This is a genomic window from Pseudomonas sp. NFX15 (assembly GCF_049132105.1).
Classification (GTDB): Bacteria; Pseudomonadota; Gammaproteobacteria; order Pseudomonadales; family Pseudomonadaceae; genus Aquipseudomonas.
The window spans coordinates 1-25524 of sequence record NZ_JAFMPV010000046.1; the positions used below are offsets into that span (position 1 = coordinate 1).

At 61.8% G+C, this 25524-nt stretch carries 24 protein-coding genes and 5 pseudogenes; 18 read left to right on the forward strand and 11 right to left on the reverse strand.

All coding sequences use genetic code 11. The features are described from left to right. Positions 1 to 138: 138 nt before the first annotated feature. The 3 genes and pseudogenes from J1D76_RS27300 to J1D76_RS27310 form a co-directional block, all read right to left on the reverse strand. A pseudogene (locus tag J1D76_RS27300) lies at positions 139 to 591 on the reverse strand (alpha/beta fold hydrolase). A 204-nt stretch (positions 592 to 795) separates the two neighbouring features. Then, positions 796 to 1152: a 6-carboxytetrahydropterin synthase QueD gene (gene queD, locus J1D76_RS27305; RefSeq protein ID WP_421141459.1), complete on the reverse strand. Its 357-nt coding sequence runs from the start codon at positions 1150 to 1152 to the stop codon at positions 796 to 798. Positions 1153 to 1227: 75 nt separating this feature from the next. Continuing rightward, a complete protein-coding gene (locus tag J1D76_RS27310; RefSeq protein ID WP_421141460.1) occupies positions 1228 to 2307 on the reverse strand; it encodes a patatin-like phospholipase family protein in 1080 nt (359 codons plus the stop codon). Between the two features lie 233 nt (positions 2308 to 2540). Here J1D76_RS27310 and J1D76_RS27315 point away from each other — a divergent pair. The 4 genes and pseudogenes from J1D76_RS27315 to J1D76_RS27330 all read left to right on the forward strand — a co-directional run. Next, positions 2541 to 2645, forward strand: a pseudogene (locus tag J1D76_RS27315) (PepSY domain-containing protein); the annotation flags it as partial. Continuing rightward, positions 2645 to 2965, forward strand: a complete 321-nt coding sequence (locus J1D76_RS27320) for a PepSY domain-containing protein (RefSeq protein ID WP_421141461.1) — start codon at positions 2645 to 2647, stop codon at positions 2963 to 2965. The pseudogene J1D76_RS27315 and the gene J1D76_RS27320, both read left to right, overlap by 1 nt. Before the next feature lie 3 nt (positions 2966 to 2968). Next, a complete protein-coding gene (locus J1D76_RS27325; protein ID WP_421141462.1) occupies positions 2969 to 3637 on the forward strand; it encodes a response regulator transcription factor in 669 nt (222 codons plus the stop codon). After that, the gene (locus J1D76_RS27330; RefSeq protein WP_421141463.1) at positions 3634 to 4950 is read left to right on the forward strand and encodes a sensor histidine kinase; all 1317 of its coding nucleotides are present in this window, start codon (positions 3634 to 3636) and stop codon (positions 4948 to 4950) included. Before J1D76_RS27325 ends, J1D76_RS27330 begins: the two co-directional genes overlap by 4 nt. Positions 4951 to 5016: 66 nt before the next feature. Here the strand turns inward: J1D76_RS27330 and J1D76_RS27335 are convergent, their stop codons facing one another. From J1D76_RS27335 to J1D76_RS27345, 3 genes and pseudogenes are all read right to left on the reverse strand, one after another. Beyond that, positions 5017 to 6687, reverse strand: a complete 1671-nt coding sequence (locus J1D76_RS27335; RefSeq protein WP_421141464.1) for an MFS transporter — start codon at positions 6685 to 6687, stop codon at positions 5017 to 5019. Positions 6688 to 6985: 298 nt separating this feature from the next. Next, the gene (locus tag J1D76_RS27340) at positions 6986 to 7741 is read right to left on the reverse strand and encodes a methyl-accepting chemotaxis protein (protein ID WP_421141480.1); all 756 of its coding nucleotides are present in this window, start codon (positions 7739 to 7741) and stop codon (positions 6986 to 6988) included. Positions 7742 to 7843: 102 nt separating this feature from the next. After that, positions 7844 to 9271, reverse strand: a pseudogene (locus J1D76_RS27345) (HAMP domain-containing protein); the annotation flags it as partial. Positions 9272 to 9525: 254 nt separating this feature from the next. Between J1D76_RS27345 and J1D76_RS27350 the strand changes: the two are divergent. The 4 genes and pseudogenes from J1D76_RS27350 to J1D76_RS27365 all read left to right on the forward strand — a co-directional run bounded on the left by J1D76_RS27350 (position 9526) and on the right by J1D76_RS27365 (position 13221). After that, positions 9526 to 10842, forward strand: coding sequence for a Na+/H+ antiporter family protein (locus tag J1D76_RS27350; protein ID WP_421141465.1), 1317 nt, complete (start codon positions 9526 to 9528; stop codon positions 10840 to 10842). 318 nt (positions 10843 to 11160) lie between these two features. Then, positions 11161 to 11979: pseudogene (locus J1D76_RS27355) on the forward strand (cache domain-containing protein); the annotation flags it as partial. Between the two features lie 102 nt (positions 11980 to 12081). Next, the gene (locus J1D76_RS27360; RefSeq protein WP_421141481.1) at positions 12082 to 12837 is read left to right on the forward strand and encodes a methyl-accepting chemotaxis protein; all 756 of its coding nucleotides are present in this window, start codon (positions 12082 to 12084) and stop codon (positions 12835 to 12837) included. A gap of 228 nt (positions 12838 to 13065) precedes the next feature. Next, positions 13066 to 13221, forward strand: coding sequence for a metallothionein (locus J1D76_RS27365; protein WP_421141466.1), 156 nt, complete (start codon positions 13066 to 13068; stop codon positions 13219 to 13221). Positions 13222 to 13239: 18 nt separating this feature from the next. Here the strand turns inward: J1D76_RS27365 and J1D76_RS27370 are convergent, their stop codons facing one another. Together J1D76_RS27370 and J1D76_RS27375 are read right to left on the reverse strand one after the other, a co-directional pair. After that, positions 13240 to 13518 (reverse strand): hypothetical protein, encoded by a 279-nt coding sequence (locus J1D76_RS27370; RefSeq protein WP_421141467.1) that lies wholly within the window; start codon positions 13516 to 13518, stop codon positions 13240 to 13242. 28 nt (positions 13519 to 13546) lie between these two features. Then, positions 13547 to 13774 carry a DUF6555 family protein gene (locus J1D76_RS27375; RefSeq protein ID WP_421141468.1) on the reverse strand — a complete coding sequence of 76 codons (228 nt, stop codon included), beginning with the start codon at positions 13772 to 13774 and terminating at the stop codon, positions 13547 to 13549. A 146-nt stretch (positions 13775 to 13920) separates the two neighbouring features. Here J1D76_RS27375 and J1D76_RS27380 point away from each other — a divergent pair, with 146 nt between their 5' ends. From J1D76_RS27380 to mnmH, 6 genes and pseudogenes are all read left to right on the forward strand, one after another. After that, entirely contained in the window at positions 13921 to 14700 is a 780-nt protein-coding gene (locus tag J1D76_RS27380) for an AraC family transcriptional regulator (protein WP_421141469.1), read from the forward strand. A 105-nt stretch (positions 14701 to 14805) separates the two neighbouring features. Beyond that, positions 14806 to 14853, forward strand: a pseudogene (locus J1D76_RS27385) (hypothetical protein); the annotation flags it as partial. Positions 14854 to 14915: 62 nt separating this feature from the next. Further along, a complete protein-coding gene (locus J1D76_RS27390) occupies positions 14916 to 14978 on the forward strand; it encodes a hypothetical protein (protein ID WP_421141482.1) in 63 nt (20 codons plus the stop codon). 28 nt (positions 14979 to 15006) lie between these two features. After that, a complete protein-coding gene (locus tag J1D76_RS27395) occupies positions 15007 to 15963 on the forward strand; it encodes a quinone oxidoreductase family protein (protein WP_421141483.1) in 957 nt (318 codons plus the stop codon). 54 nt (positions 15964 to 16017) lie between these two features. Beyond that, positions 16018 to 17052 carry a selenide, water dikinase SelD gene (selD, locus tag J1D76_RS27400; RefSeq protein WP_421141470.1) on the forward strand — a complete coding sequence of 345 codons (1035 nt, stop codon included), beginning with the start codon at positions 16018 to 16020 and terminating at the stop codon, positions 17050 to 17052. Beyond that, the gene (mnmH, locus tag J1D76_RS27405) at positions 17052 to 18155 is read left to right on the forward strand and encodes a tRNA 2-selenouridine(34) synthase MnmH (RefSeq protein WP_421141471.1); all 1104 of its coding nucleotides are present in this window, start codon (positions 17052 to 17054) and stop codon (positions 18153 to 18155) included. The genes selD and mnmH overlap by 1 nt, the downstream gene beginning before the upstream one ends. A gap of 115 nt (positions 18156 to 18270) precedes the next feature. Here mnmH and J1D76_RS27410 read toward each other — a convergent pair whose 3' ends face one another. Further along, positions 18271 to 18942: a histidine phosphatase family protein gene (locus tag J1D76_RS27410; RefSeq protein ID WP_421141472.1), complete on the reverse strand. Its 672-nt coding sequence runs from the start codon at positions 18940 to 18942 to the stop codon at positions 18271 to 18273. 372 nt (positions 18943 to 19314) lie between these two features. On the opposite strand from J1D76_RS27410, the gene J1D76_RS27415 reads away from it, so the two are divergent. Both J1D76_RS27415 and hemB read left to right on the forward strand, forming a co-directional pair. Beyond that, positions 19315 to 20025 carry a glutathione S-transferase family protein gene (locus J1D76_RS27415; protein ID WP_421141474.1) on the forward strand — a complete coding sequence of 237 codons (711 nt, stop codon included), beginning with the start codon at positions 19315 to 19317 and terminating at the stop codon, positions 20023 to 20025. 188 nt (positions 20026 to 20213) lie between these two features. Then, complete coding sequence (gene hemB / locus J1D76_RS27420; RefSeq protein WP_421141475.1) at positions 20214 to 21188, forward strand: porphobilinogen synthase; 975 nt, start codon at positions 20214 to 20216, stop codon at positions 21186 to 21188. Between the two features lie 114 nt (positions 21189 to 21302). Here hemB and J1D76_RS27425 read toward each other — a convergent pair whose 3' ends face one another. Further along, positions 21303 to 22835, reverse strand: a complete 1533-nt coding sequence (locus tag J1D76_RS27425; protein WP_421141476.1) for an FAD-dependent oxidoreductase — start codon at positions 22833 to 22835, stop codon at positions 21303 to 21305. A gap of 137 nt (positions 22836 to 22972) precedes the next feature. Here J1D76_RS27425 and J1D76_RS27430 point away from each other — a divergent pair, with 137 nt between their 5' ends. Continuing rightward, the gene (locus J1D76_RS27430; protein ID WP_421141477.1) at positions 22973 to 24064 is read left to right on the forward strand and encodes a DUF1615 domain-containing protein; all 1092 of its coding nucleotides are present in this window, start codon (positions 22973 to 22975) and stop codon (positions 24062 to 24064) included. 76 nt (positions 24065 to 24140) lie between these two features. On the opposite strand, the gene J1D76_RS27435 is transcribed toward J1D76_RS27430, so the two are convergent. Then, the gene (locus tag J1D76_RS27435; protein ID WP_421141478.1) at positions 24141 to 24425 is read right to left on the reverse strand and encodes a hypothetical protein; all 285 of its coding nucleotides are present in this window, start codon (positions 24423 to 24425) and stop codon (positions 24141 to 24143) included. A gap of 239 nt (positions 24426 to 24664) precedes the next feature. Between J1D76_RS27435 and J1D76_RS27440 the strand changes: the two genes are divergently transcribed. After that, the gene (locus J1D76_RS27440) at positions 24665 to 25288 is read left to right on the forward strand and encodes a glutathione S-transferase N-terminal domain-containing protein (protein ID WP_421141479.1); all 624 of its coding nucleotides are present in this window, start codon (positions 24665 to 24667) and stop codon (positions 25286 to 25288) included. Positions 25289 to 25524: the final 236 nt, after the last annotated feature.

Sequence of the window (25524 nt, forward strand, 5' to 3'; positions counted from 1 at the left end):
TTACAACCACAGACGCTGTCACACCGCCTCGAACAACCTGCCGCCAGCCATCTTTGAAAAGCTAGCGGCGTAATACTCCTACAGAATGGTCTAAAAAAACTGGACCACTTCAAGCCAGCTCCTACAATGGAAATGATTTCAGCGGCAAGTTTGGTGCAGGGGTAGAAATCGCATCAACGCGTCGATGACCGCTTCGGGCGCATCTTCCTGCACCCGATGACCGGCATTGGCTATCGGATGAAACTGCGCGCCGGGAATCAGGTGCTGCAAGGCCCGCCCGCGCTCGATGGGAATCCACGGGTCGTCTTCACCCCAGAGAATCTGCACCGGGCAGCGAATCGTCGGGTACAGGCCCCCGGCCTCGCGCCCTAGAGAGACGTCCGCATCCGGTTGCGCCGATTGCCCTTAGCCCAGCAGATCGAAGTAGTGCACACGGTGGGTCGCTGTGAAGTACGGCGCGATCCGGTGCCACACGTAAGAAGAAAACGGCGTGCCGTGCACGAACACCAGCGGCGGGCCGTCGCCACGTATGGCGTAGCGCACCGGGTGTCCGTTGACGTCGAAGACCTGATCCAGTGGCCAGTCAGTCATGGGCTTGTCCTCTTGGCGGGGGAAGAGGCAAAAAGCATAGGCATAAAAAAACAGCCGATGAAGGCTGTTTTCTATTTCCCTGACAAAACGCACGTCCCTTGTAGGAGCGAGCCTGCTCGCGAAGAGGGAGTGTCAGTCACTGTACCTGTCGTCTGACCCGCCGCCTTCGCGAGCAGGCTCGCTCCTACATGGGTGATCGCTGGCTTACTCGCCGCGATAGATGCAACCGCTGGTGCACGTCTCGTGGATACGAATCGCGCTGAGTTCCGGCAACAGGGGCTTCATCTCTTGCCAGATAAACTTGGCCAACACTTCGCTGGTCGGGTTTTCCAGGCCAGGAATGTCGTTCAGGTAGTTGTGGTCCAGGCGCTCGTACAGCGGCTTGAAGATTGCCTTGATTTCCGAGAAGTCGCGGATCCAGCCGGTGTGCGGGTCGAGGTCGCCGCTCAGGTGGAGGGCCACTTTGAACGAGTGACCGTGCAGGCGGCCGCACTTGTGGCCCTCCGGCACGTGGGGCAGGCGGTGGGCGGATTCGAAAGTAAATTCCTTGAAGATTTCCACAGTGTTTTCAGCTCTGTTCAGGTGGCGTTCGCCGCAGCGATTCGGGCAGGCGGCGAGTTTACCAGTTTGTCCTGACTAAAGGGTCAGCAAGCGTTCGCCGAGGCGACCGTTGGCGGCCAGTTCGAGGAACTCGTCGCCCAGGCGGCGGCTTTCGTCCATGGTGGTTCGCCAGTATTTCTGCCGGCTCGGGGCGTCGCCCATGAAGCGCTTGAAGTCGTTGCGGTCCGGCAGTTTGCCGTAGGGCAGGCGCGCCAGGTATTCCTTCGACGGGGCCAGCAACAGCACGTTTTGCAGGCGAGTCGGGCAGGCGCGGCGCCACGGCAGGGTCTTATCGAACCAGCCGGGAATCACCCGGTCAGTGAAGTGCGGGTAAAGCACAATGTCATTGCCGCTGTAGGGCAGGTCCAAGTGGTAATCGAGCAGACCGCCGTCGCGATACGTCCCGGCACCGGCGCCCGGCAGGTCGCGCACGCCTTCCATCACCATCGGGATCGAGCCGGATGCCAGCAAGGCCTGGCGTAAATTGCCAGCATTGAGGGCCACGAAGCGTGACGGAAAGTCATTCAAGGCATTCACCGGTGGCGCCAGGCGCGGGTCGTGGAGGATCAGGCGTTCGAAGTGCCGGGCCAGCCGCGCCCGGCCGCGCAGGTTGTCGGCGATCACCGAGGACAGGCCCAGCCCCAAACGACCGCGATGATCGTCGGCCAGCAAGCCGTGGCTTTTGACCACCATGATGTTGAGACGGTAGTCGCTGTTGCTGAGGATCGAGGCATCGCGTCCGTCGAGCAGGTCGTTGAGCATGCGCTGTGAACGCTGGCTGATCTGCGCCATGGTCACGCCCTTGGCGAAGTGCTGTTCGGTGTACAACTGCCCGAGACGCCGGATGCCCTCGGCAGCGTCCGGCAGGCAGGCGCTGGCGAAGCGCCAGGAACCCACCGAGGCACCAATCAGCGAGCGTTCCCGCGGTGCCGCCGGCAGCCACTCGCCGAACAGCGCCAGGTCCAGACCTTGAATCCCCAGTGCTTTCGGGCCACCCGCCGCGCCGGGCAGCGTGCCCACGTCGGCGGCGTCGAGGCCGTTTTCACGGATGCGCGCAAAAGCACGCGGACCGGCCTTGAGGGTCAGGGAAGGGAACTTGATGTGGATGGCGGTCATACCGGTCTCGATGTCTGGCAAGCGAAAAGATTATACCCACCCCTGTAGGCGCTGGCTTGCCAGCGAAAGCGGTGTACCTACCAGCATCAGTGTTGACTGACACACCGCTTTCGCTGGCAAGCCAGCTCCTACGGGGATGTGGGGGGGGCGATGATGGCCATTCAGTTTCAATTAAGTTCGTCCGGTTAAGGTGGCGACCATACGCAACACGCAATGCAATGACAAAATCGCCTCAGTACCTGTACAAGGTTGAGCTGCGCGACCCGCAGGGCATTGGCTGGGATGTGGAATTAGACGCTGTCAGTGGGCAGGTCCTCAAGGATCATCAGGATTGGTAATGAAGGTGTTTTTACTCAATCGATGCACCGGCAGCCGGATGGCGCTGCTACTTCTGGCCTTCTGTTCGGTGGCGATGGCGCGTGACCTGGACCAGGACGAAGCCCTGCGCCTGCGCCAGCAAGGCGTGATCCTGCCGCTCGAGCAACTTCTGCAGCAGGCGATGGATCGCCACCCCGGCGCAAAATTGCTGGAAGCCGAGCTCGAAGAAAAACACGACGTCTACATTTATGAAGTCGAGTTGCTGACCCCCGAAGGCGTGGTCCGCGAGCTGGACATCGATGCCACCACTGGCCGTTTAATAAAAGACAAGGAAGACTGATCCATGCGTTTGCTTCTGGTCGAAGACCACGTGCCCTTGGCCGACGAACTGCTGGCCGGCCTCAACCGCCAGGGCTATGCGGTGGATTGGCTGGCCGACGGTCGCGACGCGGCGCATCAGGGCAGCACCGAACCTTATGACCTGATCGTCCTCGACCTCGGTTTGCCGGGCGTGCCGGGGCTTGAAGTGTTGGCGCAATGGCGGGCGGCGGGGCTGGCCACGCCGGTGCTGATCCTGACGGCGCGCGACTCCTGGGCCGAGCGCATCGAAGGGCTCAAGGCCGGCGCCGACGATTACCTGACCAAGCCGTTCCACCCTGAAGAACTGTTTTTGCGCATCCAGGCGTTGCTGCGCCGCTCCCACGGCCAGGCCAATCAGCCGACGCTGCAGGCCGCAGGGTTGCATCTGGACGAAGGTCGCCAGTGCGTGGTCCGCGACGGCGCGGACATTCAACTGACCGCGGCGGAATTTCGCCTGTTGCGTTATTTCATGCTGCACCCCGAGCAGATCCTCTCCAAAAGCCACCTCGCCGAACACCTCTACGATGGCGAAACCGAGCGCGATTCCAACGTGCTGGAAGTCCACGTCAACCACTTGCGGCGCAAACTCGGCAAAACGGTGATCGAAACCCGGCGCGGCCAGGGTTATCTGTTCGGCGGGCAAACCCGGTGAGATCGATCCAGCGCCGCTTGAGCCTGGGCCTGATCAGCGTGATGGTGGTGGTCGGCCTGGTGCTGGCGCAAACCAGCCTGTGGCTGTTCGAAATGGGTTTGCAACGTTACCTCGAAGCCGGTTTGCGCAACGACAGCGAAAACCTGCTGGCGGCCCTGGTGCGTGGGCCGCAGGGCTTGCAACTGGATGAGCGGCGCCTGTCACCGGCCTATCAGCGGCCCTTTTCCGGCCATTACTTTCGCATCGATTTTGCCGACAGCCATTGGCGTTCCCGTTCGTTGTGGGATCAGGAATTGCCAGCACTCGATCAGCCCGGCCTGCATGGCAACCTGCAACTGGGGCCGGAAGGGCAACAACTGCTGATGTTGCGTACGGACTATCGACGGCTGGGGCTGCCGATTTCCATCAGCGTCGCCGAGGATTACACGCCGATACGCGAAAGCTTCCGGCGCATCCAGCAACTCGGCCTGGGACTGGGGTTGGCCGGGGTGCTGTTGATCCTGCTGTTGCAACGGATCACCGTGCGCCGCGCCTTGCGCCCGCTGGAACAGGCCCGTGAGCAGATCGCGCAGTTGCAACAGGGTCAGCGCTCGCATCTCGATGATCAGGTGCCGGCGGAATTGGAACCGCTGGTGACGCAGATCAACCATTTGCTGGCCCACACCGAGGACAGCCTCAAGCGCTCGCGCAATGCCCTGGGCAACCTCGGCCATGCCTTGAAAACCCCGTTGGCGGTGCTGTTGAGCCTGGCTTGCAGCGAACAGCTGGCGGCGCACCCGCAACTGCGCAAGACCCTCAAGGAGCAACTGCAACAAGTCGAGCAGCGGCTCAATCGCGAACTCAACCGTGCGCGGTTGTCTGGCGATGCGTTGCCGGGTGCGCGGTTCGATTGCGACGCCGAACTGCCCGGGCTGCTCGCCACGCTGAACATGATCCATGGCGAACACCTGGACTTGAGCTACCACGCACAGGCCGGCCTGCAACTGCCGTGGGATCGTGAAGACTTGCTGGAATTGCTGGGCAACCTGCTGGACAACGCCTGCAAGTGGGCGGATGCCGAGGTTCGGGTGAACGTGGTCGAAACGGCCGGCGGCTTCGAACTCAGCGTGGAGGATGACGGCCCGGGCATCCCTGAAGCGCGCCGTGATCAGGTGTTCAGTCGGGGGACGCGGCTGGACGAGCAAACCCATGGGCATGGCCTGGGGCTGGGCATCGTGCGTGACATCGTCGATAGCTGGGGCGGCCAATTGTCGTTGCTCGACAGCGAGTGGGGCGGGCTGAAGGTGGTCATCGAGTTGCCCAGACACACCTGAGGCCCTACCGGGAAACCTGCGGGAGCGGGCAAGCCCGCTCCCGCAGGGGATGTGGGTGTTTCAGGTTCAGGTGATCTCCCGGTCCTTGGTCTCAGGCATGAAAAAAATACCCAGCACCGCCGTCATCACCGCAATCACAATCGGGTACCACAACCCGTAATAGATATCCCCGGTGGCGGCGACCATGGCAAACGCCACCGTTGGCAGGAAACCACCGAACCAGCCGTTGCCGATGTGATAGGGCAGCGACATCGAGGTGTAGCGAATGCGCGCCGGGAACAACTCCACCAGCCAGGCGGCGATCGGTCCGTAGACCATGGTCACGTAGATCACCAGGATCGTCAGCAGCAACAGCACCATCGGGTAGTGGGTCTTGGCCGGGTCGGCTTTCTCGGGGTAACCGGCGTCCTTGAGGGCCGTGGCCAGGGTGGCGGTGAAGGCATCATTCTGGGTCTTGAAATCGGCGGCCGGCACGCGCGTGCCTTCGAAGCTCTGCACCACTTTGTCGCCAATGCGCACCTGTGCCACGGTGCCCGGTTCGGCCTTCACGTTTTCATAGGGGATCGCCCGTTTCGCCAGCACGGTCTTCGCCAGGTCGCAGGAACTGGTGAATTTTGCCTTGCCCACCGGGTCGAACTGGAACGAGCACTGGTCGGGGTTGGCGATCACCGTGACCGGGTTCTTCTCCTGCGCAATGAACACGTCGGGGTTACCGTACTGGGTCAGCGCATGGAATATCGGGAAATAGGTCAGGGCCGCCAGAATGCAGCCGGCCATGATGATGCCCTTGCGCCCGATGCGGTCGGACAGGCTGCCGAAAATCACGAAGAACGGCGTGCCGATCAACAGGGAACCGGCAATCAGCAAGTTGGCGGTTTGCGGGTCGATCTTCAACGTCTGCAGCAGGAAAAACAGCGCATAGAATTGCCCGGTATACCAGACCACCGCCTGGCCGGCCGTGCCGCCGAGCAAGGCCATGATCACGATTTTCAGGTTGTCCCAGCGGGCGAAGGATTCGGTCAGCGGCGCCTTGGACGCCTTGCCTTCAGCCTTCATTTTCATGAACACCGGTGACTCGCTCAGTTGCAGGCGGATGTACACCGAGACAATCAGCAGCAGGATCGACAGCAGGAACGGAATCCGCCAGCCCCATGCCTCGAAGGCTTCGGTACCCAGGGCGGTGCGGCAGGCGAGGATCACCAGCAGCGACAGGAACAGGCCGAGGGTGGCGGTGGTCTGAATCCATGAGGTAAAGAAACCGCGTTTGCCCTTGGGTGCATGTTCGGCGACATAGGTTGCCGCGCCGCCGTACTCGCCACCCAGGGCCAGGCCTTGCAGCAGTCGCAGGGTGATCAGGATCACCGGCGCCGCCACGCCGATGCTCGCATAACCGGGCAACAGGCCTACCACCGCAGTGGAGACCCCCATGATCACGATGGTGATCAGGAACGTGTGCTTGCGCCCGATCATGTCGCCCAACCGGCCGAACACAATGGCGCCGAACGGTCGCACCGCGAAGCCGGCGGCAAAGGCGAGCAGGGCGAAGATAAACGAGGTCGTCTCGTTGACACCGGCGAAGAAGTGCTTGGCAATGATCGCCGCGAGGGAACCGTACAGGTAGAAGTCATACCATTCGAATACGGTGCCCAGGGACGAGGCGAAAATGACCTTACGCTCCTCCCGGGTGATGCCGTGGTGGGGCACATTGCCGGTGGATGCGCTGTAGATGGCTACCATGAGTATTCTCCGTCTTCTCTTGTTGTAGGCCGGAGTTCCCACTGACGCTTACCGTACCCAGGCCCAGGGGCTGAAGTCCTCGGATGACGCGGCTTGCATTGAGGTTGACGCCACAAAAGGCTGCAAGGTTCCTAGAAGCATAATCACCTTGCGCCAGATATCCACTCGCCACCCTTTCATTGAACGGCACGACAACGGTAGGAGCGAGCCTGCTCGCGATAGTGGGTCAGCTACCTTGGTGTCGGCTGACACACCTTCGCGAGCAGGCTCGCTCCTACAAAGGGGGACGGGTGCGGGGTTAGACGCGGAATTGGTCCATCAGGCTCTGCTGCTGGTTTGCCAGGCTGTTGAGCGACTGGCTGACTCGCGCCGATTCATTGGCCTGGCCCGACAGCGACTCGGTCACGTCGCGGATGGTCGCCACGTTGTTGTTGATCTCCTCGGCTACTGCGCTTTGTTCCTCGGCCGCGCTGGCGATCTGCATGTTCATGTCGTTGATTACGGTCACCGCATCGCCGATCTGGCGCAGCGCCGTCACGGCCTGGCCTACCTGTTCGACACTGCCCTGGGCCTGGCGATGGCTGTTGTTCATCGAGCCGACCACATCCTGGGTGCCACTTTGCAGTTGTTCGATCACCAGGCGGGTTTCTTCGACGGACTCCTGGGTACGCCGCGCCAGGTTGCGCACTTCGTCAGCGACCACGGCAAAACCGCGCCCGGCTTCACCGGCGCGGGCCGCTTCGATGGCCGCGTTGAGGGCCAGCAGGTTGGTCTGCTCGGCAATCGCGCGGATCACTTCCAGTACCGTGCCGATCTTCTCGCTGTTGGCGGCCAGGCCTTCGACCTGGACCATGGCGGCGCTCATGTCGGCGGCGAGGTTGTCGATGCTGGTGGTGGTGCGATCAATCACGGTCAACCCCTGACGGGTCGCCTGATCCGCATCCCGTGCGGCATGGGCCGCTTGCGCAGCGCTGCGAGCCACATCCTGGGCGGTGGCGCTCATTTCGTGGGAGGCAGTGGCGACCTGGTCCACCTGGCGATATTGCTGCTCCATGCCGGCGCTGGTCTGGGCGGCGATGGCGGACGATTGGTCCGCGGTGCTGCGAGCGTCCTGCACCGAGCGTTTCACTTCGGCAATGATCGGTTGCAGCTTGTCGAGGAAACGGTTGAACCAGCCGGCCAGCTGGCCCAGTTCATCTTTCTTGTCGTAGGCCAGGCGGCGGGTCAGGTCGCCTTCGCCGCTGGCAATGTCTTCGAGCATGTGCGCCACGCCGAGGATCGGTTTGGTCACGCTGCGCGCCATCAGCCACACCAGTATCAGGCCCAGCAGCGCGGCGAGCACGCCCAGGCCAAGTTCGACCAGCGTACCGGCGGTGTTGCTGTCATCCAGTTGCTTTTTCAGCGCTTCGGCCGGGCCGACCAGGACTTTTTCCGGCACGTCGAGCAACACGCCCCAGGACTTGCCGCCGGGAATCGGCTGGAAGGGCGCCAGCACTTTGAGCTGTTGGTTGCTGTGCAGGCTGGTGGTTTTGTTGATGCTGGCGAGCATGCGCAGCAATTCACCACCGCTGGCCTTGTCAACGGCGTCCAGGCGCTGGCTGAGCTTGCTGGCGTCCGGGCTGTAGCCGGCGAGCAAACCGGCCGGGCTGACGATGCTGATGCTGGTCTGGCCGTCGTAGAGTTTCTTGCTCGCCCCCAGGCTCACCGCTTGCAGACTGTTGAGGTTGATGTCCACCGACAGCGAGGCGATGACTTTGCCGTTGACCATCAGCGGGAAGACGATGCTGGTCATCAGCACGTTCTGGCCGTCGATTTGATAGAAATAGGGTTCGATCACGCACGGCTTGAGCGTGGCGCGCGGGCAGGTGAACCAGGCGTTGGCCGCTTCACCGCTGGGGCCGGTGCGGGTGTCGGCGATGTCTTTTTCCGGCAGGGCCATGGACGTTACTTTGCCTGGCGTGGGCTGCGACCAATACAGGGCGAAACGGCCTTTGTCGTTACTGCCCAGTTCTGCCTGATTGGCGAACAGTTCGTCCTTGCCGTCCAGCCCGTTGGGTTCGAACACCAGCGACAGGCCGAGCAGTTCCGGATTGGCTTGCAGGGCCGACTTGACCTGGCGGGTCAGGTCTTCGCGCAGGTCGAAGGCATCGAGAAAGCGCTTCTCGGCCTGGTCACGCAAAAACAGCACCTGGCGCGAAAAACCATGGCCGTACTGATAGGCGTCCATGAACTGCTGGCGAATGCCCAGCGCCTGGTTCTCGCCCTGGGACTCGATCCGTGCCTGGGCCGATTCGGTCAGCATCTCCATGCTCGAGGCTTTCACAAGCGCGGAGCTGTGCTCCATGCGGTACAGCGAAAGACCCACCAGCAGGGTCACGATGCCCGCCAGGCACAGCCCGGTCAGCAGGGTGATTTTCCATTGAATGGAAAGTTGTCTGAGCGACATGGAGACGTCCTTATTCGATAAATATCTGAGACTTTGCACTGTAACGGCCGCGATCCGGCTTTCTTTACGCGGCCCGGTAAATTTCGAATCCCCCCTGTAGGCGCTGGCTTGCCAGCGAAAGCGGTGGGGCAGCAACATTGATATCGACTGACACGACGCCTTCGCTGGCAAGCCAGCTCCTACAGAGTCCGAGGTGTTAGTGGTTTTTGCGGCGAGTGCAGATCAACGTAGGGGCCGGCAAGCCAGCTCCTACACGGGATCGTGTTCGTCTTTGACACCGCGCCCGCTCTGCGGCAAAGTGCGCGCCCTCTAATAAGACCCATTCCTTTTATCCGCTGGCGGCTCTCGCAGACTGCCGGAAGGACTCTTTTCGCTTGCCCAGAGGTATGACAATGAATGCAGTAATTGCCGCGGTCGGCATCATGCTGGTGCTCAGCCTGTCCCGCGTGCATGTGGTGATCGCCCTGATCGTCGGTGCGTTGGTCGGTGGCCTGGCCGGTGGCCTGGGCATCGAGGCGACGCTCAAGGCTTTCAACAGCGGCCTCGGTGGCGGGGCGACGGTAGCGTTGTCCTACGCCTTGCTCGGCGCATTCGCCGTGGCGATTGCCAAATCCGGCATGGCCCATGCGCTCGCCGACAAGGCGCTGGCGATGGTCGACCGCCAGCACGCCACCGGGGGCGGGCAGGTCAAGTGGCTGCTGATCGGGTTGCTGTGGGTGGTGGCCATCGCCTCGCAGAACATCCTGCCGATCCATATTGCCTTCATTCCGTTGCTGGTGCCGCCGCTGCTGTATGTGCTGACCAAGCTGCAACTGGACCGTCGGCTGATCGCCTGTGTCATGACCTTTGGCTTGATCACGCCCTACATGTTCCTGCCGGTAGGCTTCGGCAACATCTTCCTCAATGAGATTTTGTTGGCCAATGTCGCCCGCAGCGGTGTGGACATCAGCGGCATCAACGTCACCCACGCCATGGGCATCCCGGCATTGGGCATGGTGGTCGGCCTGTTGATCGCCTTTGTCAGCTACCGCAAGAAGCGCGTGTACGACCTGGCGAAGATCGAGCAAGTCGAACAAGTGGCGGTGCAATACAACCCGCTGAGCCTGATGGTGGCCGGTGTCGCCATCGCGGCGGCCTTCATCGTTCAGCTGTTGCTGGACTCGATGATTATCGGTGCGCTGGTCGGCTTCCTGATTTTCTCGGTATCGGGCATCGTCAGGTGGCGCGACACCGACGACCTGTTCACTGAAGGCATGAAGATGATGGCGATGATTGGTTTCATCATGATCGCAGCCTCAGGGTTCGCCGAAGTGATGAAGGCCACCGGCGAGGTGCAGACGCTGGTCGAGTCGTCGGCGTCGTACATCAATCACAGTAAGGGTGTCGGCGCCTTGTTGATGTTGCTGGTCGGCCTGTTGGTAACCATGGGCATTGGCTCGTCGTTCTCCACCGTTCCGATCCTGGCGGCGATTTTCGTGCCGTTGTGCGTGCAACTGGGCTTCAGCCCGTTGGCGATCGTGTGCATCGTTGGCACCGCCGGCGCACTGGGCGACGCCGGCTCCCCGGCCTCGGACTCGACCCTCGGCCCGACCTCCGGCCTGAACATCGACGGCCAACATCATCACATCTGGGACACGGTGGTCCCGACCTTCCTGCATTACAACCTGCCATTGCTGGTGTTCGGCTGGATCGCCGCGATGGTGCTGTAACCCTCAATCCCCTGTAGGCGCTGGCTAGCCAGCGAAGAGGCCGGCCCATTCAACAGAGAAGTTGGCTCACGGGACGCTTTCGCTGGCAAGCCAGCTCCTACAGGTGTTGGGTGGGACACAACATCTGCCTACACCCGCCATCCTTGTAGGCGCTGGCTTGCCAGCGAAGAGGCCGGCCCATTCAACAGAGATGTTGGCTCACGGGACGCTTTCGCTGGCAAGCCAGCTCCTACAGAGGGTGTCGTTCAACTTTTGCATTGGCGTGCCGTTAAAGTCTTTACCCACGCCAACAAAATCAAAAGAGTGAACGTCATGCGCATGAGCCTCAAGGCTAAAGTCCTGTCCCTTGCAGTCCTCCCGGTCCTGTTGTTTGCGCTGGTCATCAGCCTGACCACGCTGTTGATTCTTCAAGACCAGGCACGCAAGGAAGTCGAGCAGACCCGCGAGCGTTTGCTGGGCGATGCCAAGGCCACCCTGCAAAGCTACGTGGCCGTGGCGATGACCACGATCAAGCCGCTCTACGACGCGGCCGCCCCCGGCGATGAGGCGGCGCGGGCCCAGGTGATCAAGCTGCTGTCGAGCATCACCTATGGCAAGGAAGGCTACTTCTTCGGCTACGACTCCAACACCGTGCGCCTGTTCAAGGCTAACGACCCCGAAGGCGTGGGCAAGAGCTTCAAGGACAACCGCGATCCAAACGGCGTCTACGTCAACCGCGATCTGGTGAAAGTGGCAAAAGATGGCACGCACTACCTGCAATACAGCTCGCCGCTCCCGGGTAACGCCCAGGTACTGGTGCCTAAGCTCGGCTACACCGAATACCTGCCCAAGTGGGACATGGCAGTGGGCACCTCGGTCAACCTCGACGGCATCGAAGCCCAGGTGGCGGTGGTTGAAGCCAAGGTCCAGGAGCGCATGCGCGGCATGGTGCTGAGCATCGTCGGCGTGGCGGTCGTGGTGCTGTTGGTGATTGCCGCGGTCGGGCTGTTGCTGGCCAATGCCATTTTGCGTCCGTTGCATTTGATGAAAGCCAACCTCGACGACATCGCGGCGGGCGAAGGCGACTTGACCCGCCGCCTGAGCATCACCAGCCAGGATGAACTCGGTGAACTGGCCGGCTCGTTCAATCGCTTCGTCGACAAGATCCATGGCCTGGTACGGCAGATCACCGAAATGACTTCGCAACTGACCGGGCTGGTGAGCCAGGTGTCGGATCAGGCGCAGCGCTCGGACAAGGCCATGGAGCGCCAGCGCCATGAAACCGATCAGGTGGCCACGGCGATCAACGAAATGTCGGCGGCCGCCCAAGAAGTGGCCAAGAGCGCACAAAACGCTGCGGTGGCGGCCCAGCAGACTGACGAAGAAGGCCAGGCGGCCAAGCGTGTGGTGGCCGGCAGCATCAAGAAGATCCATGCGCTGGTGGACGACATTCGCAGCAGCGGCGTGTCGCTCGACAGCCTGCAACAGGACGTTTCGTCGATTGTCAGCGTACTCGGGGTGATTCGCTCGATTGCCGACCAGACCAACCTGCTGGCGCTCAACGCGGCTATCGAAGCGGCCCGTGCCGGGGAGGCTGGGCGCGGCTTTGCGGTGGTGGCCGATGAAGTGCGGGCGCTGGCCAGCCGCACGCAGATCAGCACCCAGGAAATCCAGGGCATGATCGACCGATTGCAGGCCGGTACCCAGTCGGCAGTCGAAGCGATGCGTCGCTCCAGCGAGGCCGGCGATGGCACCTCGGCGCAGGCCAACGAGGCGGGGGCTTCGCTGGACGCCATGGCGCAGTTGATCGCCACCATCAATTCAATGAACGCGCAGATCGCCAGCGCCGCCGAAGAGCAGACCGCCGTGGCCGAAGAGATCAACCGCAGCGTGCATCAGATCGCCGTGGCGGTGGACAGCGTGGCTGACGAAACCCAACTCGGCGCGCAAACATCGCGCAGCCTGGCGGACCTCGGTCAGCGCCTGGGCACACTGGTCGGGCAGTTCCGTATCTGAAAAAAGCGAGAAAACCTGTAGGAGCGGGCTTGCCAGCGAAGACGACGGCACATCAAACATTGATATCGCCTGACACGCCGCTTTCGCTGGCAGGCCGGCTCCTACAAAAATCAGCGGGCTGCGAACCCGGTTGATCGGAGTTCCATGCACCTTCCGACTCAACTCCTACACTGGTATCACGGGCCGCCATTCAGGCCCCTGACGACCACCCCTCAAGGAGTCAGCCCCATGACCGAGCGAACCTGCGATTGTCCGAAATGTACCTGCAAACTCGGCGAACACCCGATCGTGCGCCACGGCAAGCACTATTGCTGTGAAGCCTGTGCCAAGCATCACGAGCACGGCGAGGAATGCACTTCCAAAGGCTGCAAGTGTGCCCACTAAAAGCAGTAACAGTGGAGCCTAGTCCGGCTCCACTTCCAGCCTGAGGCTGTCGTCCTCGAGTCGTTCGCTGTGGCGGACGGTGCCTTGCAAGCGCCGTCCTTCGACGCGCAACACCAGGGTCTTGGCCTGCTCCAGGTCATCCGAAAGGGGCGACGGGACGCGAATGGCAAAGCAAAAAGCGTCATTTTCGACCTGTTCCAGGCCGATCCGGCATTCGGCGCGCTTGGTGATGCGGCCGAACAGCGTGTCCAGCCCGTACTCCAGGTACGCAGGACTGCTGACGGGTGTCGCGATCATTCCTTTCCCCCTGTTGAAGCGGCAGGCGTCAGTTCGCCGGACGCCACTTGACGTTTTCCACGCCGAATTTTTCCGCCATCGGTTTGCTGGTCTTCTGTACTTTCTCGCGGCCAAAACGAGGAATTCGTCCCACCCCCGCGTCACAGCTCGCCCAATGCCAGGCTTCCGCGTTGTCCATTTTTTCCAGACGGATAATGAACGACTTGGGAACACCATGGAGGGTGTAGTCGATGACAAATAGTTTTGCACTGTTCATAAAGCCCCGGCTCCTCCCTGTTGTACATAAAAGGATCGCGCCCCCAGCGGAAAATTCACTCGGATTGTCGGACGGTGGTGGCCGCTGGCGACAAACGTGGTGCCTCGTTACCATGGAACCTTCCCCGACCCCAATGAACATTGACCATGGCCCTCGCCGCACCACCTGACCTGAGTGACATCGATGTGCCCGTGCAACCGCTGGCGCGCACCTACCCGCGCGGGTTGTACATCGAGCCGCATGAGCACGTCTGGGGCCAGTTACTGTATGCCATGAGCGGGGTGATGTGGGTCGAGACACCGCACGAAGCGCTGGTGGTGCCGCCGCAACGGGCGGTGTGGTTGCCGCCCGGCGTACCCCACGGGATTCGCGTGGTGTCGGAACTGCAAATGCGCAATATCTACCTGCGCCCGTCCCTGGCCGTGACCCTCGATGACAGCGTGCAGGTCATCGAGGTCGGCGGGTTGTTACGCGAGTTGATTGTCGGCCTGGTGGAGCAGGGCAACGACGGAGCGCCGGAGTACTACGATGCGCTGGTGGGCCTGGCGTTGCTGGAACTCAAGCGGGCCAGGCGTTCGCTGTTGAAAATCCCGCTGCCGGATGATTCCGACCGGCGCTTGATGAACCTGTGCCAGGCAGTCATGTCGGCGCCCTCGCTGGAGATCCCCTTCGAGCAACATGCTGAAAACGCCGGGGCCAGCGTGCGCACCCTCGCGCGGCTGTTCAAGGACAGCCTGGGCATGGGCTTTGCCGAGTGGCGACGGCAGGTGCAATTGGCGACGGCGGTGGCCGAGCTGATCCAGGGCGTAGCGGTCAGCACGATTGCTCGGGAGCTGGGCTATTCTCCGAGCAGCTTCAGCGATATGTTCCGTCGTGAACTGGGTGTGGCGCCTTCGCAATTCTCTTCGGCGCGACGCCAAGGCTGAGCCCCCGGCGTAAAGCTTTGGCCGAAATTCAGAAGCAGTTGACCGATGCTCACCGGTATCGCCCTCTAGACTCGGTGCATCCCTCAATTGCCCCCGGAGTCTGCCATGAACTACCTCATTTCACTGGCCATCGGCCTGGGTGTCGGTCTGCTCTACGGCGCCCTGGATTTTCGTTCCCCCGCTCACCCGCCATTGCGCTGGTGGGTCTGCTTGGCATGCTCGCCGGGGAAAAGCTCTGGCCGATGGGCCGCGAGCTGGTGGCTGGCTGGATGTCCTGAACCCTTTTCTGATTTGGTGGATACGCCCATGAAAGCGCTGCAATTCGATAAAACCGGTGATCTCGCGGGCCTGCGCTACGTTGACGTGCCGACGCCTGTGCCCGCTGCCAATGAAATCTTGGTCGAGATCAAGGCCGCCGGCCTCAACCCCAGCGATGTGAAAAACGTGCTGGGACGTTTTCCCTATACCACCTTGCCGCGTATTCCCGGGCGCGATTTTGCCGGCGTGGTCGTAGCCGGTCCGCAAGCACTGATCGGTCAGGAAGTCTGGGGCACGGGCAAGGAACTGGGTTTCTTTGCCGACGGCTCCCACGCGCAATTCGTCAAGTTGCCGGCCAATGGCGTGGCACTCAAACCCACCCACCTGAGCTTCGCCCAAGCCGCCAGCCTCGGCGTGCCTTACACCACGGCGTGGGATGCATTGGAACGTAGCCTGGTGACGGCTGACACCCGCTTGCTGGTCATCGGTGGCGGGGCGGTCGGCAGTGCCGCACTGGCCCTGGCCAAGGTGCGCGGCGCCAAGGTGATTGCGGCGGCGCGGCGCCCGGAGCAGGTCAAGGACTTGCAGGATCAGGGCTATCAGACCCTTCAGCTGGATAAACCCGAAGACCTCGGGGCTCAGGTCAACGCCGTGTATGCCGGTGGTGCCGACGTGATTTTCGACACCACCGGTTTCTGGCTGCCGGCCTCGGTAGCCGCCCTGGCGGCGTTCGGTCGCATCGCGATCATCGCGGCCCCCGTGGACGGTCACGTGCAATTACCGGCCCTGGCGTTGTACCGCAAGGGTGGCTCGGTAGTGGGGATCAACTCGCTGCTGTACGGGGTACAGGCGTGTGCGGCGATGCTCGAGCAGTTCGGCAAATTCTTCGACGAGGATTTACTGCCATTACCGCAGGGGTTGTTCGAATCGCCATTGTCCGAAGGCCTGGCGCGTTATGCCGAAGTGAATCAGGGCAGTGGCGACAAAGTCATATTGCTGCCATAACCCGCCTCTGGCTTGCTGTAGAATCCTCGGAATTGTCCTCAAGAGGTGCACTCCATGAGCGAGCCGATTCGCCTGACGCAATACAGCCATGGCGCTGGATGCGGTTGCAAGATATCCCCCCAGGTGCTGGAAGTGATCCTGGCCGGCAGCGGGGCGCAGAACCTCGACCCGAAACTCTGGGTCGGCAATGCCTCGCGCGACGACGCGGCGGTGTACGCCATCGATGAAGAACGCGGGGTGGTCTCGACCACCGATTTTTTCATGCCGATCGTCGACGATCCCTTCGATTTCGGCCGAATTGCCGCCACCAATGCCATCAGCGACATCTACGCCATGGGCGGCGATCCGTTGATGGCGATTGCGATTCTGGGCTGGCCAGTGAACGTCCTGGCCCCGGAAGTCGCCCGCGAAGTGATCCGCGGTGGGCGCTCGGTGTGCGACGAGGCGGGCATCCCGCTGGCCGGTGGGCACTCCATCGACGCGCCAGAGCCGATTTTCGGCCTGGCCGTCACCGGCCTGGTGGAAAAGCGCCATATGAAGCGCAACGACACCGCCACCGCCGGTTGCCTGCTCTATCTCACCAAACCCTTGGGCATCGGCATCCTCACCACCGCCGAGAAAAAGGGCAAATTGCGCACTGCCGACATCGGCCTGGCCCGGGACTGGATGTGCACCTTGAACAAGCCCGGCAGCCGTTTCGGCAAACTCGACGGCGTGACCGCGATGACCGACGTCACCGGTTTCGGCCTGCTCGGGCATTTGGTGGAAATGGCCGATGGTAGCCAGCTCACCGCGCGTATCGAATACGACCGCGTACCGCGCTTGCCGGGCGTCGAGTATTACCTCGAGCAAGGTTGCGTACCGGGCGGGACCCTGCGCAATTTCGACAGCTACGCCAGCAAACTCGGGCGCCTGCAGGAACTGCACAAGCGCGTGCTCTGCGACCCGCAGACCAGCGGCGGCCTGCTGATTGCCGTGACGCCTGAAGGCAACGAGCAATTCCTTGCAGTGGCCACTGAGCTGGGCCTGGATCTGCAGCCGATCGGTGAACTGGTCGAGCGACAGAGCAATGCAGTCGAGGTGTCTTGATGCCTGTCGACTGCACCGATTACCGCGACATCTTCCTCAACGACCGGCCGATGATGGATGCCCGTGCGCCGATCGAATTCACCAAGGGTGCGTTTCCCGGCGTGGTCAACCTGCCGTTGATGAATGACCACGAACGCCAGCGGGTCGGCACTTGCTACAAGCAACACGGCCAGCAAGCGGCCATCGTGCTCGGGCATCAACTGGTGTCGGGCGCGGTCAAGGCTGAACGGATCCAGGCCTGGGCCGATTTTGCCCTGGCGCATCCCGAGGGTTATTTGTATTGTTTTCGCGGCGGCCTGCGCTCGCAGATCGTCCAGCAATGGCTCAAGGACGAGGCCGGCATCGACTACCCACGGGTCGGCGGTGGCTACAAGGCCATGCGCACATTCCTGCTCGATACCCTCGATCAAGCGGTTGGCCAGTGCGATTTCGTCCTGTTGGGCGGCATGACCGGTACCGGCAAGACCGAGGTGCTCGCGCAACTCAACAACGGCGTGGACCTGGAAGGGCATGCCAACCACCGTGGTTCCAGTTTCGGCAAACGCGCCACGGGCCAACCTTCGAACATCGACTTCGAAAACCGCCTGGCCGTGGACGTGCTGAAAAAACGCGCCCGGGGCATCGAGCAGTTCGTGCTGGAAGATGAAAGCCGCGCAGTGGGCAGTTGTGCCTTGCCGTTGCCGCTGTACCAGGGCATGCAGCAGTTTGCGATGGTCTGGCTGGAAGACAGCCTCGAGGGGCGCGTCGAGCGGATCCTGCGCGATTACGTGGTAGACCTGTGCGCCGAGTTCATCGACGTGCACGGCGAAGAGGGCTTTGCGCTGTTTTCCGAGCGCTTGCTGGAAAGCCTGAACAACGTGCAGAAACGCCTCGGTGGCGAACGTCATCGGCGCATGCTGGTGTTGATGGAGGAAGCCCTGGCGGAGCAAGGTCGCAGTGGTGTGGTGGATCTGCACCGGCACTGGATCGAGGGCTTGTTGCGCGAGTATTACGACCCGATGTACGCGTTTCAGCGGGAGAAGAAAGGCGCACGGATCGAGTTTGCCGGAGAGCGGGGGGCTGTGCTCGAGTATCTGCGGGAGCGGGGCAGCCAGCGCGGGTGAGGGCGACAGTGCCGGCCTCTTCGCGAGCAAGCTGGCTCCTACATTAGTGCAACTCTACAAATCCCCTGTAGGAGCGGGCTTGCCCGCGAAGGCGCCCGCATAGGCAACCCATGCCTCAGGTCGGACAAACCTGCGACCCATTGTCCAGCCCCTGCTTGTACACCTGGCTCTGTACGCTGGCCTTGCCGTTGTGCCAGGTCAGGGTCAGCACATACAGCGAGTCATAATCTGCCGACTCCCAATCGTCGATGATCTTCGCATCCTTGCCGCTGGCCTCGCTGGCCACCGTGTTGATCAGCTCCGGCAAGTAGCCGTGGGACCAGGCGGTATAGATGACGGAGTTGTGATACTTGTCGTGGAGCAGTTCATCGGCCAGGTCACTGGTGTCATTGGCATTAAAATGGATATTCACCGGCAAACCCAGCTTGGTGGCGCTGGGGCTGATGGTCATCAGGGGGCGGATGTAGCTGTAGGAATTGTCGAACTCGCCTTCCTCGACATTGCGGGTCGGGTTGGCTGCAAACACGTAGTTGGCCTTTCCGAATTTTTCCGGTAGCAACGTCGCCAGGTCGAGGGCGCGGTTCAGCCCCTGGCAATTGAGCTGGCCGAGGCCACCGGCGGGTTTTTCGCCGTGACGCAGGAACACCAGGGTCTGGGTGCCATCCATCGGTTGGGCGCGACTCAGGCCGGATTCCAGCGTCAGAAACACCGCGCTGGCCACCAACAGGGCGGGCAACACCAGGTAGGCGCGATGTTTGAAGCGTTTGGCAATGGTCAACAGATTCATGGATAAAGGGTTCTTCAGCGCAATTCGGTTAAGGCTGACAAACCTCTACACCAACACGATGTTCGAGCGTCGGGTGTTTTCCATGTCGTTGTAACCGGTCCGTTTCCAAAGGGGTGGTGCTCAGAGTCCCCTTAACCCGTTTGGTTCGATTCCGGTCAGGAGCGCAGCAATGTACCGGTAACCTCCAATGGGTTGCAGCGAAGGTTATCGACAGGATGTTTCGGATTTATGGATACCGTACAGCACGCAGCGTTGAAGCCTGTTGTGAACGCGGTTGATCTCCTCTATCAGCGATATCGATGGCTTCCAGGTCTCACTGGGCCGCTATCTACATTATGATCGTCACTCTCACTGTCTTCGTGGATCCTGCCCATGTCCGATTTGTCCGTATTCCCCATCACCCGCAAATGGCCTGCCCAATACCCGGAGTGGATTCAGCTGTATTCGTTGCCGACGCCCAATGGCGTCAAGGTCTCGATCATGCTCGAGGAAATCGGCCTGCCGTATGAGCCGCACCGGGTGGGCTTCGACACCAACGACCAGATGTCCCCGGAATTCCTGTCGTTGAACCCCAACAACAAGATTCCTGCGATCCTTGACCCGCACGGTCCTGACGACCAGCCGCTGGCGTTGTTCGAGTCGGGGGCGATCCTGATTTACCTGGCCGACAAGAGCGGGCAACTGCTGGCCCAGGAGTCGGCAGCGCGCTACGAAACACTGCAGTGGCTGATGTTCCAGATGGGCGGCATCGGCCCGATGTTCGGCCAGCTCGGGTTTTTCAACAAATTCGCCGGCAAGGACTACGAGGACAAGCGGCCCCGTGACCGCTACGTCGAAGAAAGCAAGCGCCTGCTCAAGGTGCTCGACGGCCGGCTCGAAGGTCGCGACTGGATCATGGGCGAGCGCTACACCATCGCCGACATCGCCACGTTCCCGTGGGTGCGCAACCTGATCGGCTTCTATGAAGCGGGCGATCTGGTGGGTATCCAGGACTTCCCCAACGTCACCCGTGTGCTGGAGCGTTTCCTGGCACGGCCGGCGGTGGTGCGCGGTTTGCAGATTCCAAGCCCCGTCGCAGGCTAATCCCGGTTACATCAACCCTGTAGGAGCTGGCTTGCCAGCGAAGGCGTCGTATCAGGCAGCAGATATGTTGACTGACCCACCGCTTTCGCTGGCAAGCCAGCTCCTACAGGGGGGCATGCAGCGCGGTTATTCAGGCGTTGCGCGTTATCGTTTACGATCATTTTGTCTTTTGAAATTCAGGAATCTCCATGTCCAGTCAGTTCCCCGAAGCACGCCCACGCCGTCTGCGCCGCAATGCGAGCCTGCGCAGCCTGTTCCAGGAGACCGAATTCAGCCTCAACGACCTGGTGCTGCCGATCTTCGTCGAAGAAGAAATCGACGACTTCGTGCCAATCAAGAGCATGCCCGGCGTGATGCGCATCCCCGAGTCGAAACTGGCCGGCGAGATCGAGCGCTACGCCCGCGCCGGGATCAAGTCGGTGATGACCTTCGGCGTGTCCCATCACCTGGACAGCAGCGGCAGCGACACCTGGCGCGAGAATGGCCTGGTCTCGCGCATGTCGCGCATTGCCAAGGATGCGGTGCCGGACATGATCGTGATGTCCGACACTTGCTTTTGCGAGTACACCGACCACGGTCATTGCGGCGTGCTGCACAACCATGAGGTCGACAATGACCAGACCCTGATCAACCTCGGCCGGCAAGCCGTGGCGGCAGCCCATGCCGGTGCCGATGTCATCGCGCCGTCGGCGGCGATGGACGGACAAGTCCAGGCGATTCGCCGGGCCCTCGATGAAGCAGGGTTTACCCAGACCGCGATCATGGCCTATTCGACCAAGTTTGCTTCGGCGCTGTATGGCCCGTTCCGTGAGGCGGGCGGCAGTGCGCTCAAGGGCGACCGCAAAAGCTACCAGATGAACCCGATGAACCGCCGCGAAGCGGTGCGCGAGTCGTTGCTGGACGAGCAGGAAGGTGCCGATGCGCTGATGGTCAAGCCGGCCGGTGCCTACCTGGACATCATCCGCGACATCCGTGACGCCTCGCGCCTGCCGCTGTCGGCGTATCAGGTGAGCGGCGAGTACGCGATGATCAAGTTCGCTGCCCAGGCCGGGGCCATCGATGAAGACCGGGTGGTGCGCGAAAGCCTGGGGGCGATCAAGCGCGCCGGGGCCGACCTGATCTTCACCTATTTTGCGATGGACCTGGCCCTGGCCGGTATCTGACAAACATCACATCCCTTGTAGGAGCCGGCTTGCCGGCGAAGGCGTCGTGACTGACAACATCCATATGACTGACTCAACGCCTTCGCTGGCAAGCCAGCGCCTACAAGGGTTGTGTCAGGTGTCGAAAAACGGGCGGATCCCGTGATCTCGGAAATACCGCTCGATCACCTTCGGGTCCGAACACGTCTCGGCAATCGCCACATAAGTATCGGGCCGCAGCAGATAAAAGCCGTTGCGCCCCAGCCCCGCGGTCTCGAATGCCGGGCGCCAGTCGAATACGTGCAGCGGTAGATGGTGTTCGTTGCACCAGGCGATCATCTCGTCGCTGGTGTCGCCGTAGACATGCACCTGCCAGGTCAGGCCTCTGAGCGATTCAAAATTATCCCCTTCACCGTCATGGGCCCAGGGCAGGCGATCACCGCCATGCACGTGCCCGGCCACGCCCGTGCTTAACGGCATGCCCCGATAATTGAGGGTGATCTGCGACACCGTGCGAAACAGGAACTCGCGCGAGGTTTCGAACGCGGCCATTTTCGGAATCACGAACGGTGCCAGGCGCGTACGCAGCAGATCGGCGACCCGCCCTTCGGCGGTGACGAAGGTGAACACCCGGTCGGTCGTGGCCACCAGTTTGCGGGCGAAGGCGATGCGCTCGGTTTCATAGCTGTCGAGCAGCCTGGGTTCGGCGCCGCCGCTCAACACCGCCGCCAGTTTCCAGGCCAGGTTGATGGCGTCGCCGATCCCGGTGTTCATGCCTTGGCCGCCAGCCGGGCTGTGCACGTGGGCAGCGTCACCAAGCAAAAACGCCCGGTCTTTGCGAAAATGATCGGCCACCCGATGATGCACGCGGTAGGTCGAAAACCAGTTCAGTTGCTCGACCTGCACCTTCATGTGCTCAATGGCCCGGCTGCTGACGTCCTCGAAACGCAGGGTCTCGGCGTGTTCGGCACGCTCGTCGCGCACCGTGCCGATCAAGCGTGCGCGGCCTTGGCCGGCCAGCGGGAACACGGCGAGGAAGTCTGCTTCGTCGAGGTCCACATGCAGTTCGCCATTGAAGGCCGGGCCGCTGCCCTGCACGTCGGCGACGTAGAAAATCTGCTGGTAGGTGCCGCCGGGGAACCCGGTATCGAGGATTTTGCGAACAATCGAGCGGGCACCGTCACAGCCGGCGAGGTAACAGGCCTGACAGGTTTCCTGCTGGCCATCGGGCAGCTGAAGCGTGGCGCTGATGCCTTCTGCGGTTTGTTCGAAGCTGACCAGTTCGGTGCTGCGCTCCACGGTGATGCCGAACGTTTGCAGGCGCTCGATCAGCAGCCGTTCGTGTTCATCCTGCGGGAACATCTCGAGAAACGAGCAGGGCGTCAGACCCTCGCCGACCTGGGTCAGCGGCAGGTGTGCCACGGGTTCGCCCTTGACCCAGAAATTGGCACCCGCCACGCGATGGCCGTTTTGCACGATGGCGTCGGCGAGTCCGAGCTGGCGATACAGTTCCAGCGTCCGCGCCTGGACGGCCAGCGCCCGGGACGTGGTGCCGGGCGCCGCGGCCTTGTCGACGATCCGCACGCGCACGCCCAGTTTGCTCAACCACAACGCCAAGACCAGCCCGGTCGGGCCGGCGCCAATGATCAACACGTCGCTGCGGTGCATCAGCCTGTCCTCCTCGTTGCGTGGAACAAGTATGGTCCAGTCGGGGAGGGCGGCAACCGTCGGACTGCCACGGACGTAGCCGCTGACCTGCCATTGGTCGTATGGTTGGCCCGGACAAACGGATTAGATGGAACGACATGCACATCAGATTGATCACAAGCGTCGCCGTATTGCTGGTATTGGCCGGTTGCGGCAGCCAACGGACTCAGGAACCGGCGGCGCGCAGCCCGGCCGAAGTGAAGGCCGAGATTGTGCGTTTGCTGCCGGCCAAGGCTGCCGATCCCCAGGGTTGGGCCACGGATATCCAGGTGGCGTTTACCGCGCAAGACCTCTCGCCGACCACGCAGAACCTGTGCTCGGTGCTGGCGGTGACCGAACAGGAGTCGACTTTTCAGGTCGATCCGAGCGTTCCCGGCCTGGGCAAGATCGCCCGTGACGAGATCGACCGCCGCGCCGCCAAGGCGCACATTCCAGGCCTGCTGGTGAGCGGCGCGTTGCGGCTCAATTCACCTAACGGCAAAACCTACAGCGAACGCCTGAATGCTGCGCGCAGCGAAAAGGAACTGAGCGCGATTTTCGACGACTTCATCGGCATGGTCCCGATGGGCAAAACCCTGTTCGGCGGCTTCAACCCGGTGCACACCGGCGGGCCGATGCAGGTCAGCATCGATTTTGCCGAGCAACACGCCAAGGGCTATCCGTATCCGGTACCGGGGACGATTCGCCATGAAGTGTTCACCCGGCGCGGCGGCGTGTACTTCGGCATCGCGCATCTGCTCGGCTATCCGGTGAACTACCCGCAGCCGCTGTACCGCTTTGCCGATTTCAACGCCGGTTGGTACGCCAGCCGCAATGCCGCGTTCCAGAACGCCGTGAGCCGGGCGTCCGGGGTCCCGTTGGCGCTGGATGGCGACCTGGTGAACTACGGGTCGATCCTGCCCGGTTCCACGGAACTGGCCGTGCGCACCCTCGGCAAACAACTGGACATGCGCAACACGACCATTCGGGATCAGTTGGATAAGGGCAAAACCCTGGCGTTTGAAAACAGCGATCTTTATCGGCGGGTATTCGAATTGGCCGAACAGGCCGAAGGACGACGGCTGCCCCGCGAAGTGCTGCCTGGGATCGTGCTGCAAAGCCCGAAAATCACCCGCAAACTCACCACGGCGTGGTTCGCCAAACGAGTCGATGAACGTTATCAGCGCTGCATGGCGCGGGCAGGAAAGTAATCGCGGGAAAAAAACGCATAAAAAACCCGGCGGGTGATGCCGGGTTTTTCATTGAGTCCTGCGGTGTAGCACGCATTCAGACAGCGCGGCTTTCGATCAGGCGATCCGAACCGCCTTCAGCGACACGGTTTTCCAGCAGTTTGTCGGAACCGCCTTCAGCAACGCGGTTTTGCAGGAGTTTGTCGGAGCCATCAGCGGCCACGCGATTCTCGATCAGGCGGTCGGAACCACCCTCGGCGACACGGCTTTCAATCAGACGATCCGAGCCGCCTTCAGCGACCCCAGGTTGGGCAGTGGTAGCGGCGAAAGCGTTCACTGCGAAAATCGAAAAAGCGATGCTGAGAAGGGTTTGGCGTTTCATGATGGTGTGCTCCGGGGGAGGCTTATGGGTGGGTATGGCGCTGATGTTACGCCGCGGATTTTTTATGAGAACTTCATTGCGGTGATGGTGGAGATCGACGGCGATGATAGCCGCGGCAACTTGCCCCAGGTGGGGATGATGGTGCGGTCGTCGGATGGCTGCTGTGCGGCGGGAGGCGGCTTCTACACTGGATAGCTTGATGCGGCACTGCCCGGGTAGCGGTGCGCAAGGAGACGATTATGTATCAACTCTACGGTCATCAGAATTCCGGGGCAGCGGCCATCGAGGCAGCCCTTGAATTGTGTGAGATTGCTTACCGTTTTATCGATGTCGAGGCGTCCGCCGAGGCGGCCCTGGCGCTGGAGAAGCTCAACCCGCTCAAGCAGATCCCGACCTTGCAGTTGCCCGATGGCAGCGTGATGACCGAGAGCGCGGCGATCCTGATTCACCTCGGGCTGAGCTTTCCCGCGTCGGAGTTGCTGCCCAAGGACCCGGCCGAGCGAGACCAGGCGATTCGCGGCATGGCGTACATCGTCAGCAATTGCTATGCGGCCATCGGCGTCATCGATTACCCCGAGCGCTGGCTGGCCGAAGCGGATGAGTCGTCCAGGCAGAACCTCATGGAAGGCGCCCGCCGACGCTTGCACTGGAGCTGGGAAGTGTTTGCCGACCAGTTCTCGGGCGAGCTGTACCTGGGCAGCGAGACGCCCGGGGCGCTGGATGTGCTGGCGGCGGTGATCTCGCGATGGGCGGGTAGCCGCGAGTATTTGCGCAATGCGCGGCCGGGATTTTTCGCCTGGCTGGAACGCATCGACCGCCACCCGACGCTGGCGCCGGTGTTCGCCCGACATTGGCCAGCCTGAACCCCAAAAACCACTGTAGGAGCTGGCTTGCCAGCGAAGGCGTCCTGTAAGCCAACATCAATGTCGAATGTACTTGGCCCCTTCGTCGAAACACCGCCCGGGGCAAGCCCGCTCCTTGTATGTTGGCCCTGACTCCAAGGGGAAAGGTTACGCTCAAGGCGTCATACAACAGCAAGTGCGTTTCTGGGGGAGGCCGATCGCTCCTGAAGGCAGGATTTGCTCCTGACCTTGTCTGT

What these genes read in the sequence shown, in the direction of transcription:
- J1D76_RS27375 (WP_421141468.1), bottom strand. Translation starts at nt 13,774, where the DNA reads ATGAACAGTGCAAAACTATTTGTCATCGACTACACCCTCCATGGTGTT.
- J1D76_RS27360 (WP_421141481.1), top strand. Translation starts at nt 12,082, where the DNA reads ATGGAGCGCCAGCGCCATGAAACCGATCAGGTGGCCACGGCGATCAAC.
- mnmH (WP_421141471.1), top strand. Translation starts at nt 17,052, where the DNA reads ATGCCTGTCGACTGCACCGATTACCGCGACATCTTCCTCAACGACCGG.
- J1D76_RS27425 (WP_421141476.1), bottom strand. Translation starts at nt 22,835, where the DNA reads ATGCACCGCAGCGACGTGTTGATCATTGGCGCCGGCCCGACCGGGCTG.
- hemB (WP_421141475.1), top strand. Translation starts at nt 20,214, where the DNA reads ATGTCCAGTCAGTTCCCCGAAGCACGCCCACGCCGTCTGCGCCGCAAT.
- J1D76_RS27320 (WP_421141461.1), top strand. Translation starts at nt 2,645, where the DNA reads ATGAAGGTGTTTTTACTCAATCGATGCACCGGCAGCCGGATGGCGCTG.
- J1D76_RS27310 (WP_421141460.1), bottom strand. Translation starts at nt 2,307, where the DNA reads ATGACCGCCATCCACATCAAGTTCCCTTCCCTGACCCTCAAGGCCGGT.
- J1D76_RS27435 (WP_421141478.1), bottom strand. Translation starts at nt 24,425, where the DNA reads ATGAAACGCCAAACCCTTCTCAGCATCGCTTTTTCGATTTTCGCAGTG.
- J1D76_RS27325 (WP_421141462.1), top strand. Translation starts at nt 2,969, where the DNA reads ATGCGTTTGCTTCTGGTCGAAGACCACGTGCCCTTGGCCGACGAACTG.
- J1D76_RS27380 (WP_421141469.1), top strand. Translation starts at nt 13,921, where the DNA reads ATGGCCCTCGCCGCACCACCTGACCTGAGTGACATCGATGTGCCCGTG.
- J1D76_RS27370 (WP_421141467.1), bottom strand. Translation starts at nt 13,518, where the DNA reads ATGATCGCGACACCCGTCAGCAGTCCTGCGTACCTGGAGTACGGGCTG.
- J1D76_RS27335 (WP_421141464.1), bottom strand. Translation starts at nt 6,687, where the DNA reads ATGGTAGCCATCTACAGCGCATCCACCGGCAATGTGCCCCACCACGGC.
- J1D76_RS27340 (WP_421141480.1), bottom strand. Translation starts at nt 7,741, where the DNA reads ATGGAGCAGCAATATCGCCAGGTGGACCAGGTCGCCACTGCCTCCCAC.
- J1D76_RS27430 (WP_421141477.1), top strand. Translation starts at nt 22,973, where the DNA reads ATGCACATCAGATTGATCACAAGCGTCGCCGTATTGCTGGTATTGGCC.
- J1D76_RS27410 (WP_421141472.1), bottom strand. Translation starts at nt 18,942, where the DNA reads ATGAATCTGTTGACCATTGCCAAACGCTTCAAACATCGCGCCTACCTG.
- J1D76_RS27440 (WP_421141479.1), top strand. Translation starts at nt 24,665, where the DNA reads ATGTATCAACTCTACGGTCATCAGAATTCCGGGGCAGCGGCCATCGAG.
- selD (WP_421141470.1), top strand. Translation starts at nt 16,018, where the DNA reads ATGAGCGAGCCGATTCGCCTGACGCAATACAGCCATGGCGCTGGATGC.
- J1D76_RS27415 (WP_421141474.1), top strand. Translation starts at nt 19,315, where the DNA reads ATGTCCGATTTGTCCGTATTCCCCATCACCCGCAAATGGCCTGCCCAA.
- J1D76_RS27395 (WP_421141483.1), top strand. Translation starts at nt 15,007, where the DNA reads ATGAAAGCGCTGCAATTCGATAAAACCGGTGATCTCGCGGGCCTGCGC.
- J1D76_RS27365 (WP_421141466.1), top strand. Translation starts at nt 13,066, where the DNA reads ATGACCGAGCGAACCTGCGATTGTCCGAAATGTACCTGCAAACTCGGC.
- J1D76_RS27350 (WP_421141465.1), top strand. Translation starts at nt 9,526, where the DNA reads ATGAATGCAGTAATTGCCGCGGTCGGCATCATGCTGGTGCTCAGCCTG.